Here is a 23704-nt window from a genome sequence, read left to right on the forward strand (position 1 = left end):
CTAAATATGAATCATCATAAAAACATTTAACACAATACTGACTATCGCAGTAGTAAGAATTACCCATAAAGGGCTAACTTTTAATGATAGTGCAGTAAATGAAGCTACCAATATAACAAATTGCTTTATATCCCAACTAATCAAAGTCGCAAAGGTAAAGGTAACGTTTATCAATAATCCTACAAATGAGCTCAATATGCTCATAATTATCCTCTGGAATATCCAGAAATTTTTCAATTTGCTAAATATAGGCTCTACTGTGATGAGGACAATCAAGGCAGGCAGATAGATGCTAATCATTGCAATTACTGCACCTAAAATTCCGAATGTCACAAACCCTATAAATACCGATACCATACCAGGACCTGGAGTAACTCTTCCAAATATCATGCCATCGAGAAAGGTTTGAGGAGAAATCAGGTGATATTTTTCTACTATCTCTTTAAACATCAGTGATGTCCCAGAATAACCGCTTCCAAAAGATACTATGCTTATTTTGACAAACGAAGATGAAAGATTATAAAGATGTTTGTTATAGAAAAATGAAAATAAAAGTACTGATGTTAAAATTAAGAACATAAATAAAATCGATTTCAAATTTTTAAATACAACATATCTACCTTCAACAGTGCTATCTTGTTTTAAATTTACTTTAATATTGTTAAAAAGGAAAAGTCCTAAGATAGCTGAAAGAAAAATTGTCATAAATGAGCTGAATTTTAGCCAAAAAAGTATCGTGCCAATTATAGCTATTAGAAAAGACTTTGAGTTCTTGATATTCATTTTTCCAATAACAAAGGAAGCTTGAATCATCAATGCAACTACCACCGTTTGAAGATTCATAAATATGTCCTTTGTAAAGTCTGAACCCTTTGTAAGGATATAAAAATAAGAGAAAAAGATAATAAACAAAAATGAAGGCGCCATAAAACCGACAAGACTAACAGCTGCGCCAGAAATTCCTTGCAACTTCAGCCCAATATAACTGCAAAGCTGAATTATAGTAGCACCAGGAATAGTCTGACAAAGAGCTAACCCATCTAGAAATTCCTTATCGCTAAACCACTGTTTTTCTTTAACAATCTTTTTATTTATATTTACAATCATCAGCAAACCGCCAAAAGCAGTCAATCCGAGATATAAGAAAGTCTTGAATATCTCCTTTAAATCTGGAGATGTAAATTTAGGAGTATCTAAAGATTTCAAATTATATTGAGATATATTAAACCCTCAATTCGGCATTTTATTTTTAAATATATTAACACCTTATTTAATTTTTAATTACCGAGTAAAAGAGAGGGCGAAATTTCACGCCCTCAAGGTTTTAATATAGAAAAAAATTTAGTGATGCCACTCGTAATAGCCGTAATTATAATAGTGTTCATGATGGCGATGATACCAATACCAGTCATGATGACAGTTGCAATTGTTATCAGGAGTTAAAATAATCTCTACATCAGCACTTAAAGATTATTTTTTATAGCAACTCAAATTATAAATACCCAGCCTGTGAGATTCTTCATAAATATTTACTGCATGCTCTTCTTTATCAAAATAATAAATACACTGTGAATTAAGGTTTGAATCGTATTTAATGAGATTTCTAACTCCATTTGGCATAGCAATAGAAAAAATAAGTACAGATAATCCTAAAGCAAAAATATAAATACGATTGTTTAACTTATTATCTTTATCTGGCAAAATTGATAAATAATTAGAAGAAAGTAAAATAATCGGATACATAGTATATCTTGAGCTCAATGCCTGCCAGATGCCAAAATGAGCTCTATCAATTGCAGCAGCAAAAGCAGTAAGAACAACAGCTAGCAAAATCAATATTTGGAATTCGCATTGCTTCTTAAAAGCAATATAAATTGAGCAAAGAAAAAAAATTAAACCAACTATATATTCATATCTTGTCAAAACCTTAATATTACCAATAAAGTTTAGAACATAAATTAATATATCAGAGAAGTGTTTGAGAAAATATGAAAATGAAGTAACAGAAGATGTAAAACGATAATCGAAGAATACAAAATAAAAATATGAGTTCAGCAAAAATAAAATAGTTGTAACAATTGCTTCTTTATTCCTTTTCTTAAAAAATAAATAAATTACTGCAGGTAAATAGAAAATAAGCCCACCACCGCCAGTCCATACTCCCAAAAGAAGAAAAAATTGATATAACAGTGCATTTTTGATTGAAAATTTATAAATTAAAAAATAATATGAAAGAAGCAAAAACAATACCTGGTAGTATTGCTGAATTGACGCCATCGACCATGACATTAAAGTATGGGTCAAAAATGAAAAAAATATAATTGAAATGGGCAAAAGATATTTATAATTATTGCACTTCTTTTTATAAAGCTTATAAATTACGAAAAATGATAATACCCAACCAAGATTTCCGACAATAGAAAGCACATAAAAATTTACCTTGCCCATAATACAGTATTGCAACAGTTCAATTATTCTATTGAAAAATATCCTGTGTTCGTTGTGTTGAGAGAACAAAAGCCAGATTTTCTCGCCAAGATTATTGCTAGTAATGAATCTATTTAGAAAGCCTAAAACTGCATCGTAGTCATCATCAGCAGGTATGTTTATAGAAAAAACTAAAACTGCTGCAATATAAATTGCTAATGGAAATAATGCTAACCACAGATAAATTTTATCTCTGAATTCATCTACAAGACTAAATTTCTTAAAAATATCTTTTAAGCACTGCATACACATACCACTTAATATATTTTGGAAGCCATCTAAAGAGCTTAAAGTTAGATTTGCCCTCAGATCTATCTTTCCAGGTAGAAGGAACTTCAGTTATCTTTCCGCCATTTAAGAAGGTCTTTACAGTAATCTCCATACCTATCTCAAAGCCACCAGTACTCTCTATATTTATCCTTTTTAAGGCATTCCTGCTGTACATCTTGAAGCTGTTTGTTACGTCGTGGGTAGGTATGCCTGTAAGGTAATGAAGGCTGATGCCTGCCAATCTCGATAGAAGGCCTTTAAGCTTTGGACCTCCAAGTTGAGCACCGCCTTTCATATACCTTGAGCCGCAAACCACGTCATATCCATTTCTTATTAGGTCAAACATCTTATCTGTTACAGATAAGTCATCAGAGAGATCTGCCATCACTACCAGGACTGCATCTTCAGTAGACTCCTCTATACCTGTCTTTATGGCATTTAGAGCACCTTTGCCGTATTTATTTCTCAAGAGAGATACTTTGTAATCACCTAAATTAACGCTTTTTAGTGCCTTTAGGGTAGTATCCTCATCAAAGTCATATACGATGTAGATTCTGTTGTATGACTTTATCTTATTCTTTATTTCGCTTAACGTTTTAAGGATGTTGTCCCCTTCGTTGTAAACGGGGACTACAATTCCTAAGGTTATTTCATGGTTCAATTAGACCTTACCCAGCTCAATTTGTTTTTTTATCCATGGGATTATCTCGTCTAAGGCCTCTTCCAGGGTTACCTTGGCCTCAAAGTTTAGAAGCCTCTTTGCCTTTGATACGTCAGGAGATCTCTTCTGAACGTCGTATGGAAATGGCTCATCTGATACATATCTGAAGGGTTTTGAATTGCCATGGATCTTTTTCCAGATAATCTGAGCCAGTTCAAGTACAGTGTGAGCTTTAGCGGTAGATATGTTAAAGTCCTCGTTTACGGCATTTTCGCTTTCAATGCAATATCTGATACCCCTTGCAAGGTCTCCTCCATAGGTATAGTGTCTGAGTTGATTTCCACTACCAAGTATGTGAAGGGGATCTTGGCCCTTTAGGACCTTTTGGACCAGATCTGGGACTACGTGGCTCATAGCAAGTTTTACGTTGCCAGACATAACGCTCTCATCTGAAAGAGCTCTTCTCTCCCCTATTCCAATGCAGTTAAAGGGCCTGATAATGGTGTATGGGAGTCTGTATTGTTCCCATGCTCCCTGAGCAAAGTATTCGCATGCAAGTTTCTGAAAGCCGTATGTGGAAGATGGAGGCGGACACTTTCTCTCTTCTCCCTCTGGAGTAGGAAATACCGATGTGTTTTCAAATACCATAGAGGATGAAAGTACGTTTATCTTCTTTAATTTCTTGTTTTTAAATGCCCATATAGCAGCGTCAAAGGTAGATGCTATAATCCTTTCGTTTTCAGCCAAGAGATCGTATGCAAACTTGTGAAAATATGGTATGCCTCCTATCATAGCAGCTCCTGCTACCACCTGATCGCAGTCAGAGATTAGCTCCTTTAAGAGTTCTGTATTCTTTACGTCTCCTTTTACAAGCCTATACTTTGAATTTGTATCATAGCTTTTAGATAGCTCACCGTATTTTGAAAAGTTATCTATTCCTACTACCTCATGGCCGTTGTTCAAAAGCTCTTCTACAAGATATCCTCCTACAAAACCAGCAGATCCAGTTACAAGTATCTTCATTAAATTAGCCTCCTAAAATTAGATTTGTTTTTTATTCTTAAAATCCTTTTTAAACATAGTGTCCCACGGATCAATTAATATCTTTTCATCAGGTATCTCTAAATTATTATATTTGCTATGCGGACAGCCTATGAATATGATATCGCTTTTTTCTATTAATTCATCTTCGGATAAAAATCTAGGATCTTTTATAAATGGATCTGAGCAAAGGAGCGTGCAGTTTTCAAACTCTAATATGTGTTTTAACTTGTATGAAAGAGATTCTCTCTTGTCATCGCTATCTGGCTTAAATGCCATGCCAAGAATACCTACAACCTTGTTCTCAAGGGATATTCTTTGTTTTAGTTGCTCTACAAGAAAGTAAGGAAGTCCTTCGTTTACGAGCATAGCTGCATGTCCTAAGAAGAAATTGTTCTTGCTAAAGGCAGCAAGCTGCATGGTATCCTTAAAAAGACATGGCCCTGCAGTAAAGCCTGCTCTAGGAAGGTCCTTTGCTCTCGGGTAGTTATACACAATAGCATCATATATCTTGTAGAAGTCAAGGTTATTTTGCGTGGCAATTTGGTAGAACTGATTTGCAATGGAGAACTTTATATACCTATAGACGTTTGTAAAGAGCTTTGCCAATTCTGCTTCCATAAAGGAGAGCCTTATTACTTCAGACGTAATAATCTTGAACAGTTTTTCAGCTTCAGAAAAGGATGAGTCGTCTTCAGAAGAAATTATCTGTGGAAGAGTAGAAATCTCCTTTATAGCATAGCCCTGAGCAATCCTTTCTGGACAAAAGGATACTCTTGTCTTCAGATTGCTCTTTCTAAGGTAGTCAATTATCCTCTCAGTAGTGCCAGGATATACAGTGCTTCTTAAGATTATGTGCTGATTATCTGAAAAGAGATTTATAAATCTTGAGAAAAAGTCTCTAAATAAGACAAAGTTAGGTGATAGGTGTTCATCTACTGGAGTTCCTATTACTATGACAATGAACTTTGAATCCTTAATTACATCTCTATCGTCAGTAACGAAAAGGGTTTTGTCAAGAGTAGTTTTTAATATCTCTTCTGCGCCTTGTTCCATAAAGGGCATTACTTTGTTTTTTACTAAATTTATTGCATCCTTATTTATGTCATACAAGATTGTTTTTATATTTTTGTTTGCAAAGGATAGGCCTAAGGGTAGACCTACATGTCCTAAGCCGCCTATTACACATACGTCATACTTAAAGCTCAATTTAACCTCCAATTATTTAGATTAATTATTAAGATTAATTATTTAAAACAGATTTATCTTTTAAAAATTGCCCTGTCATACACTACATAATTTAACAGTGAAGCTATTCCTATTCCAATTGCAACGTTTAATATATAGTTTAATTTGAAAAAGTAATCAAAGAAGGCAAAAGAAACAGTTCTGATGACAATTGCAAGCGTGTTGGAAGAATAGAAAAGAATTAGTTGTTTTAAAAGCTTGTATCCTTTTTCAAAAACGCAGTCTCTCCATGTCCAGGCCCTGTGTAAAAAGAATGCAAACAATATGCTCAAGATGAGGGCAATAAAGTTAGAAATATTTTTTAAAAGAGTAGAGTTCATTCTGAAAAGATCTATGAAGACATATATTAGAAGAAAGTTAAAGGCAGCAGAAATTAAACCTATCAGGATAAACCTAATTACCCTTTCTTTATGCGTGAGAAAAACTTTATCAGCATTCAATTCTAAATCTTTAATATGAACCTCCAATTGGTTGTGATCACAAATTAAAAAAACAATTCATAATTATTCTACATTACTTTTCAATATTTAATTCTATTGGCTTAGATTCATAATAACCAGTTTCATCATAACTTATTATTCTTAAGGTTAAAATGTGTTTCCCATAACTTAATTCGTTCAAAGGTATTGAACCACTAAATCCGGAATATTCATAATTTAAATTATTAAAAGCCTTACTTACATCAGGTCTTTGGACTCCACTTCCTAACGGATAAAAATATTTATTATCTATTACTGCAATAACACCTCTATCAGCATTTTTTGCAACGCTGTCTACTGCCCAGCCAGACATTTGGATAATGTCATTTTTATCATTTTTTGTTAGATTTATATCAGTTGGAGGTGTAGGATTTTGTGATAAGTTATATAAAGGCTTTGTATTATTTAATGTGATTGATTCTATTGTGTAAGAGGTTGGTTGATTTAATAAATGAGTGTTTTGAGTCAAAAAGCTAATATCTTTAAATTTAGCATCAGAATTATAAAAAATCACATTATAGCTATTATCATAATCTAAGTTTATGCCTTTTGTAATAATTTTAAAAGATTTTATTTTCAAGAGGTTATAAGCATCCCCATTCATTATGTCGTTTAAATCGCTTTGGTTTCTAATAAAATATTTTACAAAAAGGTGATCCCCAGATACAGTAGGAATAAATCTATATGGACCAACTATTTGATTGTTTGATAGCTTAAAAGATATGTAAATTTGGCTAAGAGGTTTGTAAAGAATATCTATAATATGAGATATAAAGGTCGGATTGATATAAATATCCATAAAATCAGCATTTGAGGGCAAATCAACCCATTGATTTAATTCAGTTTTTATACTTGATATTGAAGTCAAATTTAGATCATGACATGAATCTCTTCTTGTAAGAAGACTATACCTATTTCCCTGAATTTCAGTTCTATAACAAGATAATATTGCCATAAAAGTATATGGCTCAGAGAATAAGGGATATCTGTTATCAATATCCTCAAATGTGTAAATTATTTTTTGCAAAGTTATATCGCTTAAAATTTGCTTTGCATTCTGCTCATCAAGATATGGAGTATATGCAGAATAAGCTTGTGGGATAATTTGTGGGGTAAATTTAAAATTATAACCCTGAGCCATCATAAGATCCCAGGGAATTATTGTAACAGATTTATCTCCAATAGTCTGAAGAATCGCTGAATCAATTTTAAATTGGTTACGAATAGCGCTATCTGTTGATTGCTGAAGTTTGATTCTTTCGTGTTTGTTAAAACTTAGATTTATAAAATTAATAATGGATTTAGTACTATTGGCACCGTTAATATTTACTGAACCACCAATTAAATTAAAGCAAAATATAAACAAGAAAATAAAATTTATGAAATTATTTGACAACCTCATTCTTGAATAAAGAAGAATGGTAAATGCTATTACAATTATACAAACTGTAAAAAAGGATAAAGCATGTCCGCCAGCTATACCAGGATCCTGTCTAACAAAACCTTCTTTAAAAACAAGAAATAACAATAATAAAAGTAAAAAAAGTTGAGAAAAAAGAATTTTTTGCTTATTTTTATACGAATTTAAAATTAAATAAATAAAATATAAAAGTGTAGTTATCGCACCAAATGTCTGTAAAATCCTACCATTTAAAAACATTGCTGGAGTATATCCTTTTATTATTTCATATACTCCCATAAAGAGATCAGGTAAATTAGACAAATTTTGTCCAATAAGTAGATAGATAAGTAGAAAAACTAAGATAAATGAAAATAATCCGACAAAGCCTTGAAAGAAATTTTTTTTACTTTTGAAATTATATTCTATTAAAAATGGATATATTAGTAAGAATAATATTGAAAAGGGGATAATGTTAAATTTGATAAGCGAGCTAAATGCGAACAAAGCCCCAGACAAGACATATCTTATCAAAACAATCTTATTATTTTTTATAAAATCGCAATTAAAAGTATCAGCAATTATCAGAGTTGCCATCAGGCAAAGAAGCATTGAGATAGGGATAGAAGATGATACTATGATGCTAATTGCAACTATATATATATATGATGCTATTGAATTGTGAATATTAGAATCTTTGTTCTTAAAAACATATAAATACAAAAAATAAATAAATATTGCACAGAAACTAAGTCTTACAAAAATACTTGTGATAGCTGTTATAAGCCATAACAAATGATTGCTATAAAAATAAGTATTCTCCAAAAAGCCAAGAGGTCCAAAGGTAAATATTATCTCTTTACCCCATTGCAAATTATTTGAAAATGCATATCCAAGAAGCCAGCACCATGATGTGTCTAGAGTATCGCCAGTTGGAGCAAAAACCTTTACAAGATCAGGAATAGTAGTTAAAATAAGAATAAATACAGTTATAATTAAAAAAGTTTTCTTTCTCATTTCTTATAGAAAATTCCTTTCATTATCAATTACTGATTTTTTACAATAATTTTAGATACAATAAAATACTTCGCATACCCCATTTGTGTTCTAAAATTAAATTCTAATTATAACAAATTCCATTGTAATTATAAAAGTAAAAAAATATATAAATTTCCTAAAAAATTAGAAAACAACCTTTACAGGCAGGTAATTAACCCTAAAATTTTCTGGAATGTTTGTTAGTGGCTCTAGCTCAACAACTACAGAAAGTCCATCTTTTGTAAAAGGTGAGACTAAAACAGGCGGAATTTTTTGAGTTTGAGCTTTTAATCCAACAATTCTAGCTTCTATAGATTGGCCATCAGGGAAAATAACCCTGGCTTTTTTATTTAAAACAACATATTTTGATTTATCTGGATCCAAAAATGCTTCTATTCGAATATTATTATCAATTTGTATAGAAATTAGATCACTATCTTTACTTACTAATTCTCCCTCTTTTACAAAATCAAGTGCGATCGTTCCAGATTGAGGAGCCTTTACAATCAAACTTTCCAAAATAGATTTTAACTCATTCAAACGTACGTTATCAGAAATAGGAGGAGTATATGTAACATTATTGCTTTCTAAGCTGGATTTAATTTGAAGATAAGATATCTCTGCAGAATTTAGTTGAGAAAGTGCGTTTGACACCTCAGCGTTTGTAGCCGCACCTTTTTCTCTTAGACTCAATATCTCTTTGTAAGTTTTTAAACGATATTCATAAAGTTCTTTTGCACTTTTCAACATTTCTGGACTGGGTTTTAAAGGTGTCACAGGTTTTACTTGTTGCAAATTACTTGCTAATTCTTTATATTGATTTTCAAGAACTTGATTGTTTATTTTTGCTATAATTTCACCCTTAGAAACTTTTTCACCTGGTTTTTTTATAAATTCTATATACCCATCATATGGCGCCTTAATTGTAATCTGATTGTAAATTAAATAACCTGGAGCATTTATGAAGAATAAATTATAAACAGTCTTGTATATCAAATAACCACCAAAAACGATAAACGGAAGCAAAAATAAAATAAGAACAATTCTAAACCTCCATTTTGAAATAGGTCTTTTTGCAGGGGCATAATTTACTTTTAAAGTATTATATTCATCTGGTGAAGTAGGTGGTTTGCTAAATTTAATTTTCATTTTTTAACCTCCAGAAATCTTCAAGAGATTGAATTGTAATCCCTGAAAAATTGCTTTTTTCTTCAAAAGTCTTATATAAATCTCCCCATCTTAAAAGTGAATTATTAATTCCTATTGTTGCAAAAGTTTCATCCTCGGGTAAAACAGACGTTGGCTCACAAGAAATAGCTACACTAAAATGTAAATTAGGATTTTCTTCCATAATTTTATCTCCAATTTCCACAATTTTATCTGTATTTATGGTATATATCATAAGAATAACTTCGTTTAAACCAGCTTTATTTAGGCTTTCTAATAACTTATGATCTTCGGCATCTTTGTAATTCATAGAAAGTCCAATCGGCAATGTGGTTGAGGCATGAACTTCAGCAATCGTCTTAATTATTCCTTTATTCCAAGAATTCCTATCCTTTTCTGGAAGCTGATTTTTTTCTATGTCTAACTGTATTCCAGAAAAATTAAATTTACTTAATTTATTAATAATGTAAATTAATTTACTTCGATATTTATCCAACACCCAATCAGGATCTCCAAGTAATAATTCTACATTTATATGTCTTTTATTGGCTTCTTGAATAAATTTATTTAGAATATTTGCATCACTTTGGTTTGAAATCACTTGCTTAATCTCTGTATTATTTAAAGATAAAAATATTCGTTTTGTTGATTTTGGAAGTTGTAACCAGAAATTTTTACCTAAAGTTTTATACAATTCTAATCCATTCCAGACATACCAATTCAAATATTCATTGTCTGTATTTCCATTAATAACTTTAGTACTAGTTGCACTAATCTTGTTCTCATTTTTAGAACTGGCAAAAGATATTGAAGTTTTATCAGCAGTATTAGTTGAATCAAAAACATCAATAATTTTCGAAATCAAATTTTCATTACTCCTATCAAAATCGCTACATTTATATATATTATTGCTGAAACCAACCAGACCTAAAATATCTGCCTTTGCTTTAAATAGATCAAGTAAAGCCTCAAGATAGTCATTGGCAGTTTGATATAAATAATATTTTGATTTCATAACATTATAAAAATAATCTCCAGGATCAATTGAACTTCTTAATTTAGCGGTGTTATAACCTGCCAAAGCAGCATCAAACCTATCTCTTGCTGTTTTTAAGTTTTCATATCTTGACTGAAGCCAAAGATAACTGCTATTAGCCGTATCCTTATAAGCCTTTTCTTGATAATCCAATTCTAATTGAGCCTTTTGCACTCTTAATAAATTCTTAGAATATGATACATCCTGCCATTTTTTATCACAAAATGGCATACTAACGGTTAAGGAAGCCATTATATTCCAGCCAGCGCTCCCCTGAAAGCCGCTCTGGACACCGCTTGAAACACTAAGGTTCCCAGAAGAAAATATAGAATTAGTCTCTCTCAATACCTTCTTATAACCTTCAAGTTTTTCAGCATACAATTGAATTTGTGGATTCTTATACATGGAATCTAAGATAAATTGATACGTTATAAAATCCGTATTTAAATTTGGATATACAGGCTGAAAGTTATATAAATTATTTGAAGTAATTAACTTTAAGGCACCAAGTGCATCTTGCGCTTGCTTGAAATAAACAGATTTGTTGCGCTTTACAACAACAAATTCGGTATTGAGCTCTAATCTGTCAGATTCTAAAATTAATCCTACTTTTTGCCTTTCTAACAGTATATCTTTTGTTGATTGTTTATCCTTTAAAAATTCATTAGCTAAATCTAATTGAATTAATCTTATATAATATTCTGAATAAGCATAAATCAGGGATTTACTTGCTTGCCATCTTTTTAAATTAATTTCTGTGGCACTTTGATTTTTCAAAGATTCATTTAAAATTAAATTTTGTTTAAGAGACTGTCTTGTACCAAATAAAGGTATATTTAACCTATATTTGTAGAAAATTCGTTATATCTTTCCTGCAACGGCGTAAGTGTCTCTGTGTAACTATTTGTAACACCGTTTTGTCCTGTTGTAAAAACATTATAAGTAGAAGTTTGCACAGGATTTGAATAGTTGTTATAAGTTACGCTACCAAATAAGGTAGGATAGAGTGCAATTTTATCCAACTCCACCTGCATTTTTGCAATATCATACTCTTTCTTAGCTATTTCAAGATCAGGATTTGCTTCTATTAGATTTTGCATTTGCTCTATCGTAATAATTTGAGCTCTGCAAACATTAGATAAAATAAAAAAACACAAAAAAAATAAAAAAAGGGTAGTTAACTTAATAAAAAAGCAACGAAAGGCCACTATTAAAACCTCCCCTTTCTTAACACCCACCAGGGTGCTATATTTGAATCAAGATGTGATTTGTTGATAATAGAATGGAAAATAGCCAAAGCAGTATTCATTCTCGACACAAATGCAAAAAGAGGAAATAACGGGATATAAAAGAAGTAAACAATATCCTCCTTTAACCTATCAGAAATCAAAAGAAAATATAACAAAAAATATATAGATAAAACTAACAAATAAAAGATATAAACAATAAGAAATAAAGCGATGACATAAGGTGTAGGAAATGTATAAAACAGAAAAATTGTATAAAGTATTATTACAAATGGCAAAATTATTTGCATAAAATAAGTAATAATTATCGTTGAAAAATAATTAATCCAATTAAGAAACCCTGGTCTTATATTATCCAAATATTTTCGCCCTATAATATAAAACAGATCCCCTTCCCAACGTATTCTTTGTTTAAAATAACCTAAAAAAGTTTCAGGCACATCTGTATGCCCTACCATATATGGATCAAACACAATTCTCCAATTTTTATTTCTTCCAAAATACTGTTTAATCCTGATAGTCAAATCCAAATCTTCTGCCGAACCAGTATTCCAGCCACCCACTAAGTCTAAAACCTTCTTTCTAAAAACCCCAAAAGCTCCAGATATATTATTTACAATACCAAAAGCAGACAGACCTGCTTTGCCAGCAGATATACTCAAAATATATTCTAAGGCCTGAAGCCTCGTGGCTAATGATTTGCTTGCATTTCTTACGCGCAAATTGCCAGCAACTGCAATTACATTTTCATCGTTAAAATGATTAACAGCCTTCACTACCATGTCGTTATCAAAAGAAGTATCTCCATCAAGAGCTATAAAGATCTCCCCACTTGCTATTTTTAGTGCCACATTCAAAGAAGAAATTTTACCACCTCGTTGCCATTTGGGTATTATAATTAATTTTCTATTATCGGTTGTATCAACAAGTTCTTTACAACTTTGTGCGGCCTGTAAGGTATCTTTATTTTGTAATGCACCATCAATCACAGCTATTATTTCAATAAGTCCTGGATATGTTTGGAAAGTTAAAGATTTGATTGTATTGATTACGCTAATCCCTTCAGAATAGCAGGTGATACAACAACTAACAGGAGGTAATTTTGTTAATAAATCACTTTGAAAAAGATAATCCTTTGCAAATTTAAATATACCAATTATTATAAATAATAGTAATGGACCTTCAAAAAATACTACAAATGGCGTAAACATGAGAATAAAGGTTAGGAATGAACTATGAGAATTAATAATACTTGAGAAAGCTAAATAAACTGAATCAATCATTATCTGTATCTAACTCGTTCATTAAGTTCTCAGCGTCAGACTCATCTGACAACTCAAAAGAATATTTAATCTTCTTATGAAATCTAATCTTTACCTCTTTATCAGGCTGAATATTTTTTACAACTTCTTCTATTCTTTTGCAGATGCCTTTCTTATAAGTTGCAGGTAAAAAAATCCAAAGCTTATAATTTTCATCCCTACATACAACATCGGTATTACGAAGTATTTCACTTATTCTATTGGCAATTTCTCTATAAATTTCCATTGATTTACTAATTCCATAATACTCAATTACCTCTTCAATATTCTGAAATTTTATTAATAGTAAACCAAAAGAAAAGTTTTTATTTCTTCTAAAAAGCTTTATAAACCAATCTAATATTAACTGAAAGTATTCAAGAGAAACATATTTAAAGCTCTCGTTTAAGATTGAAAATACAATTTTCTTTTGTTCAAGCAAAAGCCACTCATAACCAAATAAAGTCATCTTGATAGTGTAAAATTCCTGGACTTTTAATTTGTCTGGGCTACCCTGTTCACCACAAGTCATACAACGATAAATTGTTTCAGGCTCATCAAAAACAAAACCACAGTTATTGCACACGTATTGTGCTGTAGGCAAATCATAATCTACTCCAATATGTTTTAGATGAGTATTACACTTTGGGCATATTAAATCATAGCCTTTGTTAAATTCTTCTTGCTTGCCAACATATCCACATGTAAAACAATGAAGAAAGCGCGAGCGTTTTATGTCTATACTTTTACAATTTGGGCAAACATCAACAAAATATATGTGAGCACTGGAACAATTATTACAAAGTCTAACTCTATCAATAAGTTTATTAAATTTAATAACATTTCTTCTAACTAACTCTTTATACCATTCTGTATCATTTTTATTTTCACTTAAGCACTCAATAATTGGATAAGTATAAAGCATTGTTTAATCAGGTTTAAATTCTGGAAGAATTTCAAAATTATCGCGTAAAAACAAGTAAACTAAAAGTTTTTCACCTGGAGCAAGTGAATCCAAGGTAAATTTTAGTGTTTTAATTTTCTCTTCTGCTAATTTGCATTTATCTACAGCTTGAATAATGTTTAATTTTCCATCCAGAAGCTGATTGTCAAAATCTTCTTCAGTAAAACAAAATTTGTACCACCACTTTGAAGATCTAATAAATTTTGCAATATCAAGATAAATCTTATTAAGGTCACTCGAAATAAAAAAACCTATCGGCTTAATACCTGACTCTAAAAAATCCTCCCATGAAGCAAATACAACATAAAAATCAGATTTATCTAATTTCTGATTGCTAAATACTACTAGTTTATCTTTATTTGTATCTATTTTTAACCTCCGCTAAAAATAAAAATAATAAATTACATTTTTTGTTCAGAATTTCCTACTCTAAAAATATAACCAATAACTGTTTTATTTTATCGGCAAAAAAAATAATTTTAATTTTTCCTGTAAATTCATCTTATGACAAAATTAATTACGGTTGACTTATTTTGAATAATGATAAATTTTAATCTAAATTAAATAATAACTCAACTTAATTGCGTAAATTTCCTCTGAATATCTTAACTTTCTTTTTTAATGTTTTAGATTTTGTCTACAAAAATTTTAAGTATAATCTTAAAAATATACCATTACACGATTAAAAAATTTATCAAATACATCAAAAAGATGAAAAATGAAAATAATGAAATTTAATACTATAAATAATATTTTAGATTCTCTTGTTAAAATAATAAAGAAAAATGAGGTGATAACTTAATGGTCTTTGCAAGCGCTATAAATTGCATGGATGGAAGAACCCAGGAACCTGTTATAAATTGGATAAAGAAAAACTACAACGTAAAATATATAGATATGATTACTGAAGCAGGTCCAATCAAAATAATTTCTGAAAACTCAGATATTTGCTTGATAAATTCTATAAAAGAAAGATTAAACATTTCTATAAACATTCACGGCTCAAAACTTATTGCAATAGTAGGACACTATGACTGTGCTAAAAATCCAGAAAATAAAAACACCCAAATAAAACAAATTAAAGATTGTATAAATATAGTCAAACAATGGTATGATGTCGAAATCGTGGGCTTATATGTAAATGAAAATTGGCAGGTAGAGGAAATAGATATTTATAAAAATTCATAATGAAAATTAATTTATTTGACCCTTGTGTAAAAATTAAAAATTTAACATCAAACCTGCTTTTAAAAATTTATAAAATTTATGCAGCTTCTTCTATACCATTAATTACAGCAACAATTATTTTTTATTTTTATACCAGTATAAAATTTTCTGTAAATATGCCATATTCAGACGATTATGATGCTATCTTAGACTTTATAAACAAATTTTATACCCATAATGATTTGGGATATAGACTATATTTGCTTTTCTCTCAATTCCACGAGCACAGAATTGTGTTTAATAGACTTATTACACTATTTTTTTTCAATATTATTGGGAAGATAGACTTCAAAATACTATCAATTGTAGGGAATTTTGGACTTCTTTTTATAATATTATTTTTAATAATCCTTTTTAAGAAAAAATATAATTTCAAAACATCAGAGTTATTGCCAGTAGTTATAACAATGCTTTGCTTTTCACAATGGGAGTTGATGTCGAACTTTCCAATGGCATCTATTCAGCAATATTATGAGCTTCTGTTCTCAATCATTTCTATTACAGCATTTACCTATGAAGGATATGGCTTTATACTTGGAACAGTATTTTTTGTAATAGCAGTCTTTACTGGTGGTGGAGGTTTATTCATATCCCCTATTGTTCTTTTATATCTATTTTTAACAAAACAATATAAAAAATTTTCAATATTTTTAACTGCATCTCTAATTATTTTCTTTATTTATTTCCCTCTTCTTCACTATATCTCGCCTTCGATAAAGGATACCTTAATTTTTTGCTTAAAAAATCCTGCTTCTCTACTAGGTTATATGATGATATTTATAGCTTCTGCTGCCAAAAACTATGCATTAGTGTTTATTATCGCAATTTTTTTAATATTAAACTATCTATGGCTCTTGCGCAGAAAACTAAATAAAGAAAACTATGCTTTAATATTACTTATCAGTTTCGTATTTCTAACATCTTTAGTAGTAGGCCTTAACAGGATTTTTCTTGGATTCGATAGTGCAATGTTTTCGAGATATACAATATACTCGCTTTTCTTATTTTCTTTATCATATATATCACTTTTCTTAAACGCTAAAAATGAAAATATTAGAAAAATAATTACTCTTTCAGGTCTCATACTTTCAATTGTTTTATATGTTAGCTGGATTCAAACAGCATATTCAGAACTATCTGATAAACAGCACATGTTAAATACATTTATGTCATATCCATATCAGGACAAGGCATTTGAGAATATAAGGTTTGCCAAAAATCATGGATGGTTTACTCCCATACAAAATGTTTATGATAATACAAAAAGAGAATTTTATCTTGCAAAAAATATAAAACAGCTAAAAAAGTACAATGCGCCCCCGCTGCTCGTGCTTACTTATTTTTATAAATATCCCTTTCCTTTCGAAAACAAACAATTTAAATTGATTGTAAAAAGATATGACAACATAAACCTATATGGATGGGCGCTGGATCCATTTGCATTAAACACAGCTTCTTTCTTATACGCTGATATCGATGGCAAACTTTATCCATTAACTTATGGCTTTCCAAGAAAAGACGTTGTAAAGCTCTTCAAAATCCCACAGTTTAAATTTTCAGGATTTAACTCTAATGTCAGCATTAAAGACCTTCCTAATGGCAGTCATCAATTTAGCCTTATAGTAGTAAATCACGATGAAAATGCCTACTATCAAACAGAAAGTCTAACTTTCTACAAAAAAACTTCAAATTAAAGCTAATTTTTAAATTTCTAAAAATCTAAATTAATATTTAAGATAACTTCAACCTTTAGATTGACCAAAATCATAATAAAAACATATAAATCAATATTAATTAATCAGTTTTTCAAATAGGTTATAATTAAATTCTAAGTAATAGTAAATTTATATCCTTTCAGGAGGTGCTGGTTAATTTGCTTTTAGATATTTTGCAATTCACAGTTTTCTTTGTATTGCTGACATTATGTGTAAAACCACTTGGTTTGTATATATCAAATATCTTTGAGGGAAAACAAACTTTTCTTTCACGAATCATTTTTCCAATTGAGCAGCTTGTTTACAGATTAAGTTTTATAAACCCAGAAAACCAGATGGATTGGAAAGAGTATGCTTTGTCAATGTTACTCTTCAATTTGCTTGGATTTGTATTTCTTTTCCTGATACTTGTAGTGCAGCAATTTTTGCCACTAAATCCCGAACACTTTAATGGTTTTCCATTCGACCTTGCTTTAAACACTGCCATAAGCTTCATTACAAATACAAACTGGCAAGCTTATGCAGGGGAATCATCTGCTAGTTATCTTACCCAGATGCTTGGTCTTACAGTACAAAATTTTCTTAGCGCTGCAACAGGCATTGCCATACTTATAGCGTTAATTAGAGGTTTTGTAAACAAACAATCAAAAGCTATTGGAAATTTTTGGGTTGACACAACAAGAGCAACTTTATACATATTATTGCCATTATCAATAGTCTTTGCCATTTTTTTAATAAGTCAGGGGGTTATTCAAAACTTTGCAAATTATCAAACAGTTCATCTAATTTCTTCACAAACTATACCAATGGGCCCAGTTGCCTCTCAGGAATCGATAAAACTATTAGGTACAAATGGTGGCGGTTTTTTCAACGCAAACTCAGCGCATCCATTCGAAAATCCTAATCCTTTAACAAATTTTTTTGAAGCATTTATGATAATTCTCATCCCCGCATCGCTTACATATACCTTTGGCAAAATGCAAAAAAACACTAGACAGGGTTGGGCAATTTATATAACAATGCTATTTTTATTCTTAACATTTATGAGTATTCAATATTGGGCAAATATCTCCTCCAATCCTATGGTCAGTAGTCTTGGAGTTTCAGGACACTATCTAGAGGGACAGGAAGTTAGATTTGGAATTGGAGGAACTACACTTTTTTCTTCAATAACTACAGCAGTTGCATGTGGGGCTGTTAATGCGATGCATGATTCTCTTTTACCTATCGGCTCAATGATCCCTATGATTTTTATGTTGTCGGGAGAAACAATATTTGGAGGCGTAGGTTCTGGATTATATACAATGTTTGCTTTTATGATAATTGCTGTTTTCGTTGCAGGTCTAATGATCGGCCGTACACCTGAATTTTTGGGAAAAAAAATTGAAGTAAAGGAAATGTGGATGGCAATAATTATAGTTTTAACTTCAGGCTTACTTGTATTGGTATTCACTAGCATTGCGCTTGTTACAAAAGAAGGTGTTAGCTCTATATTAAACCCTGGTCCGCATGGCTTGTCAGAAATACTCTACGCTTATGCATCTACCGCAAATAATAATGGGAGCGCCTTTGCTGGTTTGAACGCAAATACTGTGTTTTATAATATTACTACAGCTATAGCTATGTTAATTGGTCGCTACGTGCCTGCAGTAGCTGCTATTTATATGGCAGGATCTCTTTCAGCTAAAAAATATGTACCTCCAAGCGTCGGCACTCTTCCAACAGACCGTATACCCTTTATGATATGGCTTATGTTAGTTATCATCATTATTGGAGCACTAACTTTCTTTTCTGCTCTAGCATTAGGACCATTTCTCGAAAATATTCTTATGCAGAGAGGTTTTTAAATGAGTGCAAAAAAGTCAGATCTTTACAGCCCTGAAATATTTAAATCAGCTCTTATTAATTCCTTCAAAAAGCTAAATCCAAAAGATTTAATCTCAAACCCTGTTATGTTTTCTGTTGAAATCGGTAGCATACTAACTACTATTGAATTTATTCATGAAATTATAAGTGGTAGTTCAACCCCTCTTTGGTTTACAGGATGGGTTTCAGTGTGGCTGTGGTTCACAGTAATTTTTTCAAATTTTGCTGAAGCATTTTCAGAAAGCCGCGGTAAAGCAAGAGCCGAATCCTTAAAGAAATCAAAAACACAGATAATGGCAAAAAAAATCGATAAACCTACATTTGACAGCAAATTTGAGCTCATACCATCTACCTCACTAAAAAAGGGAGATTTTGTTCTTGTGGAACAGGATGATCTGATACCTGGAGATGGAGAGGTTGTCTCAGGTGCTGCTCTGGTAAACGAATCTGCAGTAACTGGAGAATCCGCACCAGTTGTAAGAGAGGCAGGAGGAGATAGAAGTGCAGTAACAGGAGGCACAAAGGTTATTTCAAATAGTATCATTGTAAAAATAACTTCAAACCCTGGAGAAACGTTTTTAGATAGGATGATTTCAATGGTAGAGAGTGCAAAGCGCCGTAAAACGCCAAATGAAGTTGCACTTGAAGTTCTACTAATAGCACTTACTGTGGTATTCTTTTTTGTAGTAATCAATTTACGAGCATTGTCAATCTATAGCGTTAACTCCTCGGGTCACGGTTCTCCCGTTTCACTTGTAGTGCTTATAGCCTTGTTTGTATGTCTTGCTCCCACAACTATTGCTGCGCTCCTCCCAGCAATAGGCATTGCAGGAATGGATAGACTTTTTAGAAAGAATGTTGTTGCTCTTTCTGGAAAAGCAGTAGAAGCAGCAGGAGATGTAAATGTATTACTTCTTGATAAAACAGGTACTATCACCCTTGGAAATAGACAAGCTGCAGATTTTATACCTGTTGGAAATTACACTAAAGAAGAGTGTGCCAAAATAGCTTTGATGTCATCTTTAACAGACGAAACGCCAGAAGGTAGAAGTATAGTGGTATTAGCTAAAGAAAAATACAATTTACGTTTCCATGAATTACCTGCCAATGTCGAAACAATACCTTTTAGTGTAAAGACCAGAATGAGCGGAACAAACATCAATTCTCACAGATACCGTAAAGGTTCTTTAGACGCTATTAGTGAGTACATAACTCAAAATGGTGGAAAAATTCCAGAAAATTTGGAAGAAGTTGTTATGGAAATTTCAAAATTAGGTAGTACACCGTTAGTGGTCACTTTCGACAATGATATCGTAGGAGTTATAAATCTAAAAGATATATTAAAAACTGGCATAAAAGAAAGATTTATGCAACTACGAAAAATGGGGATAAAAACTGTAATGATCACAGGAGACAATCCTCTTACAGCAGCTACAATAGCGGCAGAGGCAGGTGTAGATGACTTTCTAGCTCAGGCAAAACCTGAGGACAAGCTCAGACTAGTAAAAGAATACCAACAACAGGGTCTGATGGTCGCTATGACAGGAGATGGAACAAATGATGCTCCAGCTTTAGCTCAGGCAGATGTAGCAGTAGCTATGAATACGGGCACACAGGCTGCCAGAGAAGCAGCAAATGTAATAGACTTAGATTCCAGCCCTACAAAACTTCTGGATATAGTTGACATTGGCAAACAGCTTCTTATGACGCGAGGAGCTCTAACAACATTTAGTATATCAAACGATATAGCCAAATATTTCGTAATAATTCCTGCTGCAGTAATATCCATATACCCACAATTAAGTGTTCTAAATATAATGCAATTATCAAATCCTTTTTTGGCTATATTGTCAGCAGTAATCTTTAATGCAGTTGTGATACCACTTCTTACACCTCTAGCATTGAAAGGTGTTTGGTATAAACCGATGAATGCAGAAAGTCTACTTACATACAATCTCCTCATTTATGGCGGCGGCGGTATAATTGCTCCCTTTATTGGTATAAAGTTAATATACTTGTTTTTAAGCATATTTATCTAGGTGAGGTAAAAATGAAAAATTTAAAAAGCTGTATAATGATTTTTATAATCTTAACTTTTATTACAGGAGTTTTATATCCACTGACAATTACTGCCATCGGACAAATATTTTTTCCATGGCAAGCCAATGGAAGCCTTATATATCAAAACAAAACAGCAGTAGGCTCTGCCTTAATAGGTCAATCTTTCGACAGAAAAGATCTATTCTGGTCAAGACCTTCTGGAACACCTGATTATCCATATAACGCATTGTCCAGTGGTGGTTCAAATTTAGGGCCTACCAATCCCAAACTTATTTCAGAGATAAAAAGTAGAATCGAATTTTTAAAAGAAAACGGATTAAAATTGCCAATCCCATCTGATCTGGTTATGGGTTCTGGCAGTGGACTCGATCCTGATATTACACCCGAATCAGCTATGGCTCAAATTCCAAGAATTTCAAAAGTTACAAACATTCCAGTCGAAACCTTAAAGGAACTGGTTATGAGCAATATTGAACCAAGAGATTTTGGATTTCTTGGAGCTGAAAGAGTAAATGTTCTTAAATTAAATTTAAAACTTTTAGAATTAGAGAAAAAATATGCCAGATGATGATTTAAAAAGACCTTCTCCTGAAGAAATGCTTCAGGTAGCTAAAAATGAAGAAAAGTCCAAAAAGGGACAGCTTACAATTTATCTTGGATATGCTCCTGGGGTAGGTAAAACATACTCCATGCTTAGCGATGCCCATTTAAGAAAAAATGAAGGTATAGATATTGTAGTTGGATATGCAGAAACTCATAATCGTCCAGAAACCGAAAAGCTTTTAGAGGGTTTAGAGGTTATACCTCCATTAATAGTAGATTATAAAGGCATAAAATTAAAGGAGATAGATTTTAAAAAAATACTCCATAGGAGACCACAAATTGTAATTATAGATGAATTAGCTCATACTAATCCTCCAAGTTTTCCTAATTCAAAGAGATATCAGGACATAGAAGAATTATTAAATGCTGGAATAGATGTTTATACAGCTGTTAATGTACAACACATAGAAAGCTTTAAAGATATTGTCCTACAAATTTCAAAAATTCCCATAAAAGAAACGGTACCAGATAATTTTTTTCAACAAGCTTTTGAAATTAAATTGGTAGATCTTACACCTGAAGAGCTTTTAAAAAGACTCAAAGATGGCAAAATATATGTCGAAAATATGGCCAGAAGTGCAATTGATCAGTATTTTAAAGTAGGAAACCTTTTAGCTTTAAGACAAATTGCATTAAGAGTTGTAGCAGATAGCGTAGATGAAAAAATGCGACTATATATGATGCAACATGCAATAGCAGGACCATGGTCCATAAAGAAAAAAGTACTTGTAGGGATCTTTGCTAGTCCATATGCAAAACAGCTGGTAAGAGCAACGTATAGATTTGCAAGTGAAATCGATGCACAATGGATAGCTATTCATGTAGAAACACAAAAAAACAAAACTTTCAACAAGGAAGAAATTGAATGGCTTAATGGAGCACTTGATCTGGTAAGAAAACTTGGTGGTCAAATTGTCTGGTTAAAAGGAGATGACGCAGCAAAAGAAATAATCGATTACGCAAAGGGGCACAATGTCACAAAAATTGTTATAGGAAAGCCAAAAAAGTTTAATTTATTTATAAAAAGTATACCGGAAAAAATCATAACAGGGACAAAAAACATCGATATATATATGCTTGACTTAAAGGAAGAAAAGATTGATCTTAAGAAAAAAGAAATTAAATTTACCTATTCAAATCAATATTTAATTGCACTATTCAACATATTTGTAGTATCGATTTTTGGATATATTTTAAAAGGATACTTAAATAACATAAATATAATATCTTTATTTTTATTGGCTCTAATTTTTAATGCGTTATTTCTTCAATTTTTACCAGTATTAGTGTCAACCGTTGTAAGTTTGTTGATTCTTGATTTCTTATTTATACAACCCTACTATAAGTTTACAATACCAGATTTAAATTACTTTTTCACTATTATTGTTTATTTTATTATAGTTCTAACAATAAATATATTGACATCAAAACTTAAAGACATTATTAAAACTCTAAAAAATAGTCAAAAAAGAGAAATTGGTTTATACGAATTAAGCACAGATCTTGTTATGGCAAAAAATATTAATCACGTTTTGTCATTAACGATAAACTATATCAAAAAATTATTTTCATGTGAAACAGCAATATTTATTAAGAAAAATGACAAAATCCACCTTGGTGCAAAAACAGAGAAATTCGAAATTAGCCCTGAAATCAAAGGAATAGCGTCATGGTGCTTAATAAACAAAAAAGCAGGAGGATTTGGAACTGATACTTTCTCAAATACAGACTTGCTTTATTTGCCAATGCTTACTGCAAAGGATTCCTATGGTGTAATAGCAATAAAAGTTTCAGACAAAAAAAATTTACAAATCGACGATAGAATAGCACTTGATGCTATAGCCAGACTTAGTGCCATGGCACTGGAAAGGATATCCAATTTACCTTAGTTATA

At 31.4% G+C, this 23704-nt stretch carries 18 protein-coding genes; 6 read left to right on the forward strand and 12 right to left on the reverse strand.

Features of this window, described 5'->3' with window-relative positions; all coding sequences use genetic code 11:
• The 12 genes from chrA to TDSAC_RS05055 all read right to left on the reverse strand — a co-directional run bounded on the left by chrA (position 1) and on the right by TDSAC_RS05055 (position 14299).
• On the reverse strand, positions 1-1206 hold the full coding sequence (gene chrA, locus TDSAC_RS05000) for a chromate efflux transporter (RefSeq protein ID WP_267894106.1): 1206 nt from the start codon (positions 1204-1206) through the stop codon (positions 1-3).
• Between the two features lie 264 nt (positions 1207-1470).
• A complete protein-coding gene (locus tag TDSAC_RS05005; protein WP_108309171.1) occupies positions 1471-2733 on the reverse strand; it encodes an LTA synthase family protein in 1263 nt (420 codons plus the stop codon).
• Positions 2708-3418: a glycosyltransferase family 2 protein gene (locus TDSAC_RS05010; protein WP_108309172.1), complete on the reverse strand. Its 711-nt coding sequence runs from the start codon at positions 3416-3418 to the stop codon at positions 2708-2710. The genes TDSAC_RS05005 and TDSAC_RS05010 overlap by 26 nt, the downstream gene beginning before the upstream one ends.
• Positions 3419-4441 (reverse strand): NAD-dependent epimerase/dehydratase family protein, encoded by a 1023-nt coding sequence (locus TDSAC_RS05015; protein WP_108309173.1) that lies wholly within the window; start codon positions 4439-4441, stop codon positions 3419-3421.
• A gap of 18 nt (positions 4442-4459) precedes the next feature.
• Complete coding sequence (locus TDSAC_RS05020) at positions 4460-5668, reverse strand: nucleotide sugar dehydrogenase (protein WP_108309174.1); 1209 nt, start codon at positions 5666-5668, stop codon at positions 4460-4462.
• Positions 5669-5721: 53 nt separating this feature from the next.
• The gene (locus TDSAC_RS05025) at positions 5722-6174 is read right to left on the reverse strand and encodes a GtrA family protein (protein ID WP_199919708.1); all 453 of its coding nucleotides are present in this window, start codon (positions 6172-6174) and stop codon (positions 5722-5724) included.
• A 46-nt stretch (positions 6175-6220) separates the two neighbouring features.
• Complete coding sequence (locus tag TDSAC_RS05030) at positions 6221-8602, reverse strand: hypothetical protein (protein WP_199919709.1); 2382 nt, start codon at positions 8600-8602, stop codon at positions 6221-6223.
• Positions 8603-8767: 165 nt separating this feature from the next.
• Positions 8768-9772 (reverse strand): HlyD family secretion protein, encoded by a 1005-nt coding sequence (locus TDSAC_RS05035; RefSeq protein ID WP_108309176.1) that lies wholly within the window; start codon positions 9770-9772, stop codon positions 8768-8770.
• Positions 9762-11603: a TolC family protein gene (locus TDSAC_RS05040; RefSeq protein ID WP_108309177.1), complete on the reverse strand. Its 1842-nt coding sequence runs from the start codon at positions 11601-11603 to the stop codon at positions 9762-9764. The genes TDSAC_RS05035 and TDSAC_RS05040 overlap by 11 nt, the downstream gene beginning before the upstream one ends.
• A 59-nt stretch (positions 11604-11662) precedes the next feature.
• Positions 11663-11926, reverse strand: coding sequence for a TolC family protein (locus TDSAC_RS05045; RefSeq protein ID WP_150130300.1), 264 nt, complete (start codon positions 11924-11926; stop codon positions 11663-11665).
• Positions 11927-12036: 110 nt separating this feature from the next.
• On the reverse strand, positions 12037-13356 hold the full coding sequence (locus TDSAC_RS05050; protein WP_108309179.1) for a glycosyltransferase family 2 protein: 1320 nt from the start codon (positions 13354-13356) through the stop codon (positions 12037-12039).
• Positions 13349-14299, reverse strand: a complete 951-nt coding sequence (locus tag TDSAC_RS05055; RefSeq protein WP_108309180.1) for a TackOD1 domain-containing metal-binding protein — start codon at positions 14297-14299, stop codon at positions 13349-13351. The genes TDSAC_RS05050 and TDSAC_RS05055 overlap by 8 nt, the downstream gene beginning before the upstream one ends.
• Before the next feature lie 840 nt (positions 14300-15139).
• Here TDSAC_RS05055 and TDSAC_RS05060 point away from each other — a divergent pair.
• From TDSAC_RS05060 to TDSAC_RS05085, 6 genes are all read left to right on the forward strand, one after another.
• A complete protein-coding gene (locus TDSAC_RS05060) occupies positions 15140-15526 on the forward strand; it encodes a carbonic anhydrase (protein WP_108309181.1) in 387 nt (128 codons plus the stop codon).
• Positions 15526-17259, forward strand: a complete 1734-nt coding sequence (locus TDSAC_RS05065) for a hypothetical protein (protein WP_108309182.1) — start codon at positions 15526-15528, stop codon at positions 17257-17259. The genes TDSAC_RS05060 and TDSAC_RS05065 overlap by 1 nt, the downstream gene beginning before the upstream one ends.
• Before the next feature lie 179 nt (positions 17260-17438).
• Complete coding sequence (gene kdpA, locus TDSAC_RS05070) at positions 17439-19127, forward strand: potassium-transporting ATPase subunit KdpA (protein WP_108309183.1); 1689 nt, start codon at positions 17439-17441, stop codon at positions 19125-19127.
• On the forward strand, positions 19128-21185 hold the full coding sequence (gene kdpB, locus TDSAC_RS05075; protein ID WP_108309184.1) for a potassium-transporting ATPase subunit KdpB: 2058 nt from the start codon (positions 19128-19130) through the stop codon (positions 21183-21185).
• 11 nt (positions 21186-21196) lie between these two features.
• Positions 21197-21775 (forward strand): potassium-transporting ATPase subunit KdpC, encoded by a 579-nt coding sequence (gene kdpC, locus TDSAC_RS05080; protein WP_108309185.1) that lies wholly within the window; start codon positions 21197-21199, stop codon positions 21773-21775.
• Positions 21765-23699: a DUF4118 domain-containing protein gene (locus tag TDSAC_RS05085; RefSeq protein WP_108309186.1), complete on the forward strand. Its 1935-nt coding sequence runs from the start codon at positions 21765-21767 to the stop codon at positions 23697-23699. Before kdpC ends, TDSAC_RS05085 begins: the two co-directional genes overlap by 11 nt.
• Positions 23700-23704: the final 5 nt, after the last annotated feature.

The organism is Thermodesulfobium acidiphilum (assembly GCF_003057965.1).
Classification (GTDB): domain Bacteria; phylum Thermodesulfobiota; class Thermodesulfobiia; order Thermodesulfobiales; family Thermodesulfobiaceae; genus Thermodesulfobium; species Thermodesulfobium acidiphilum.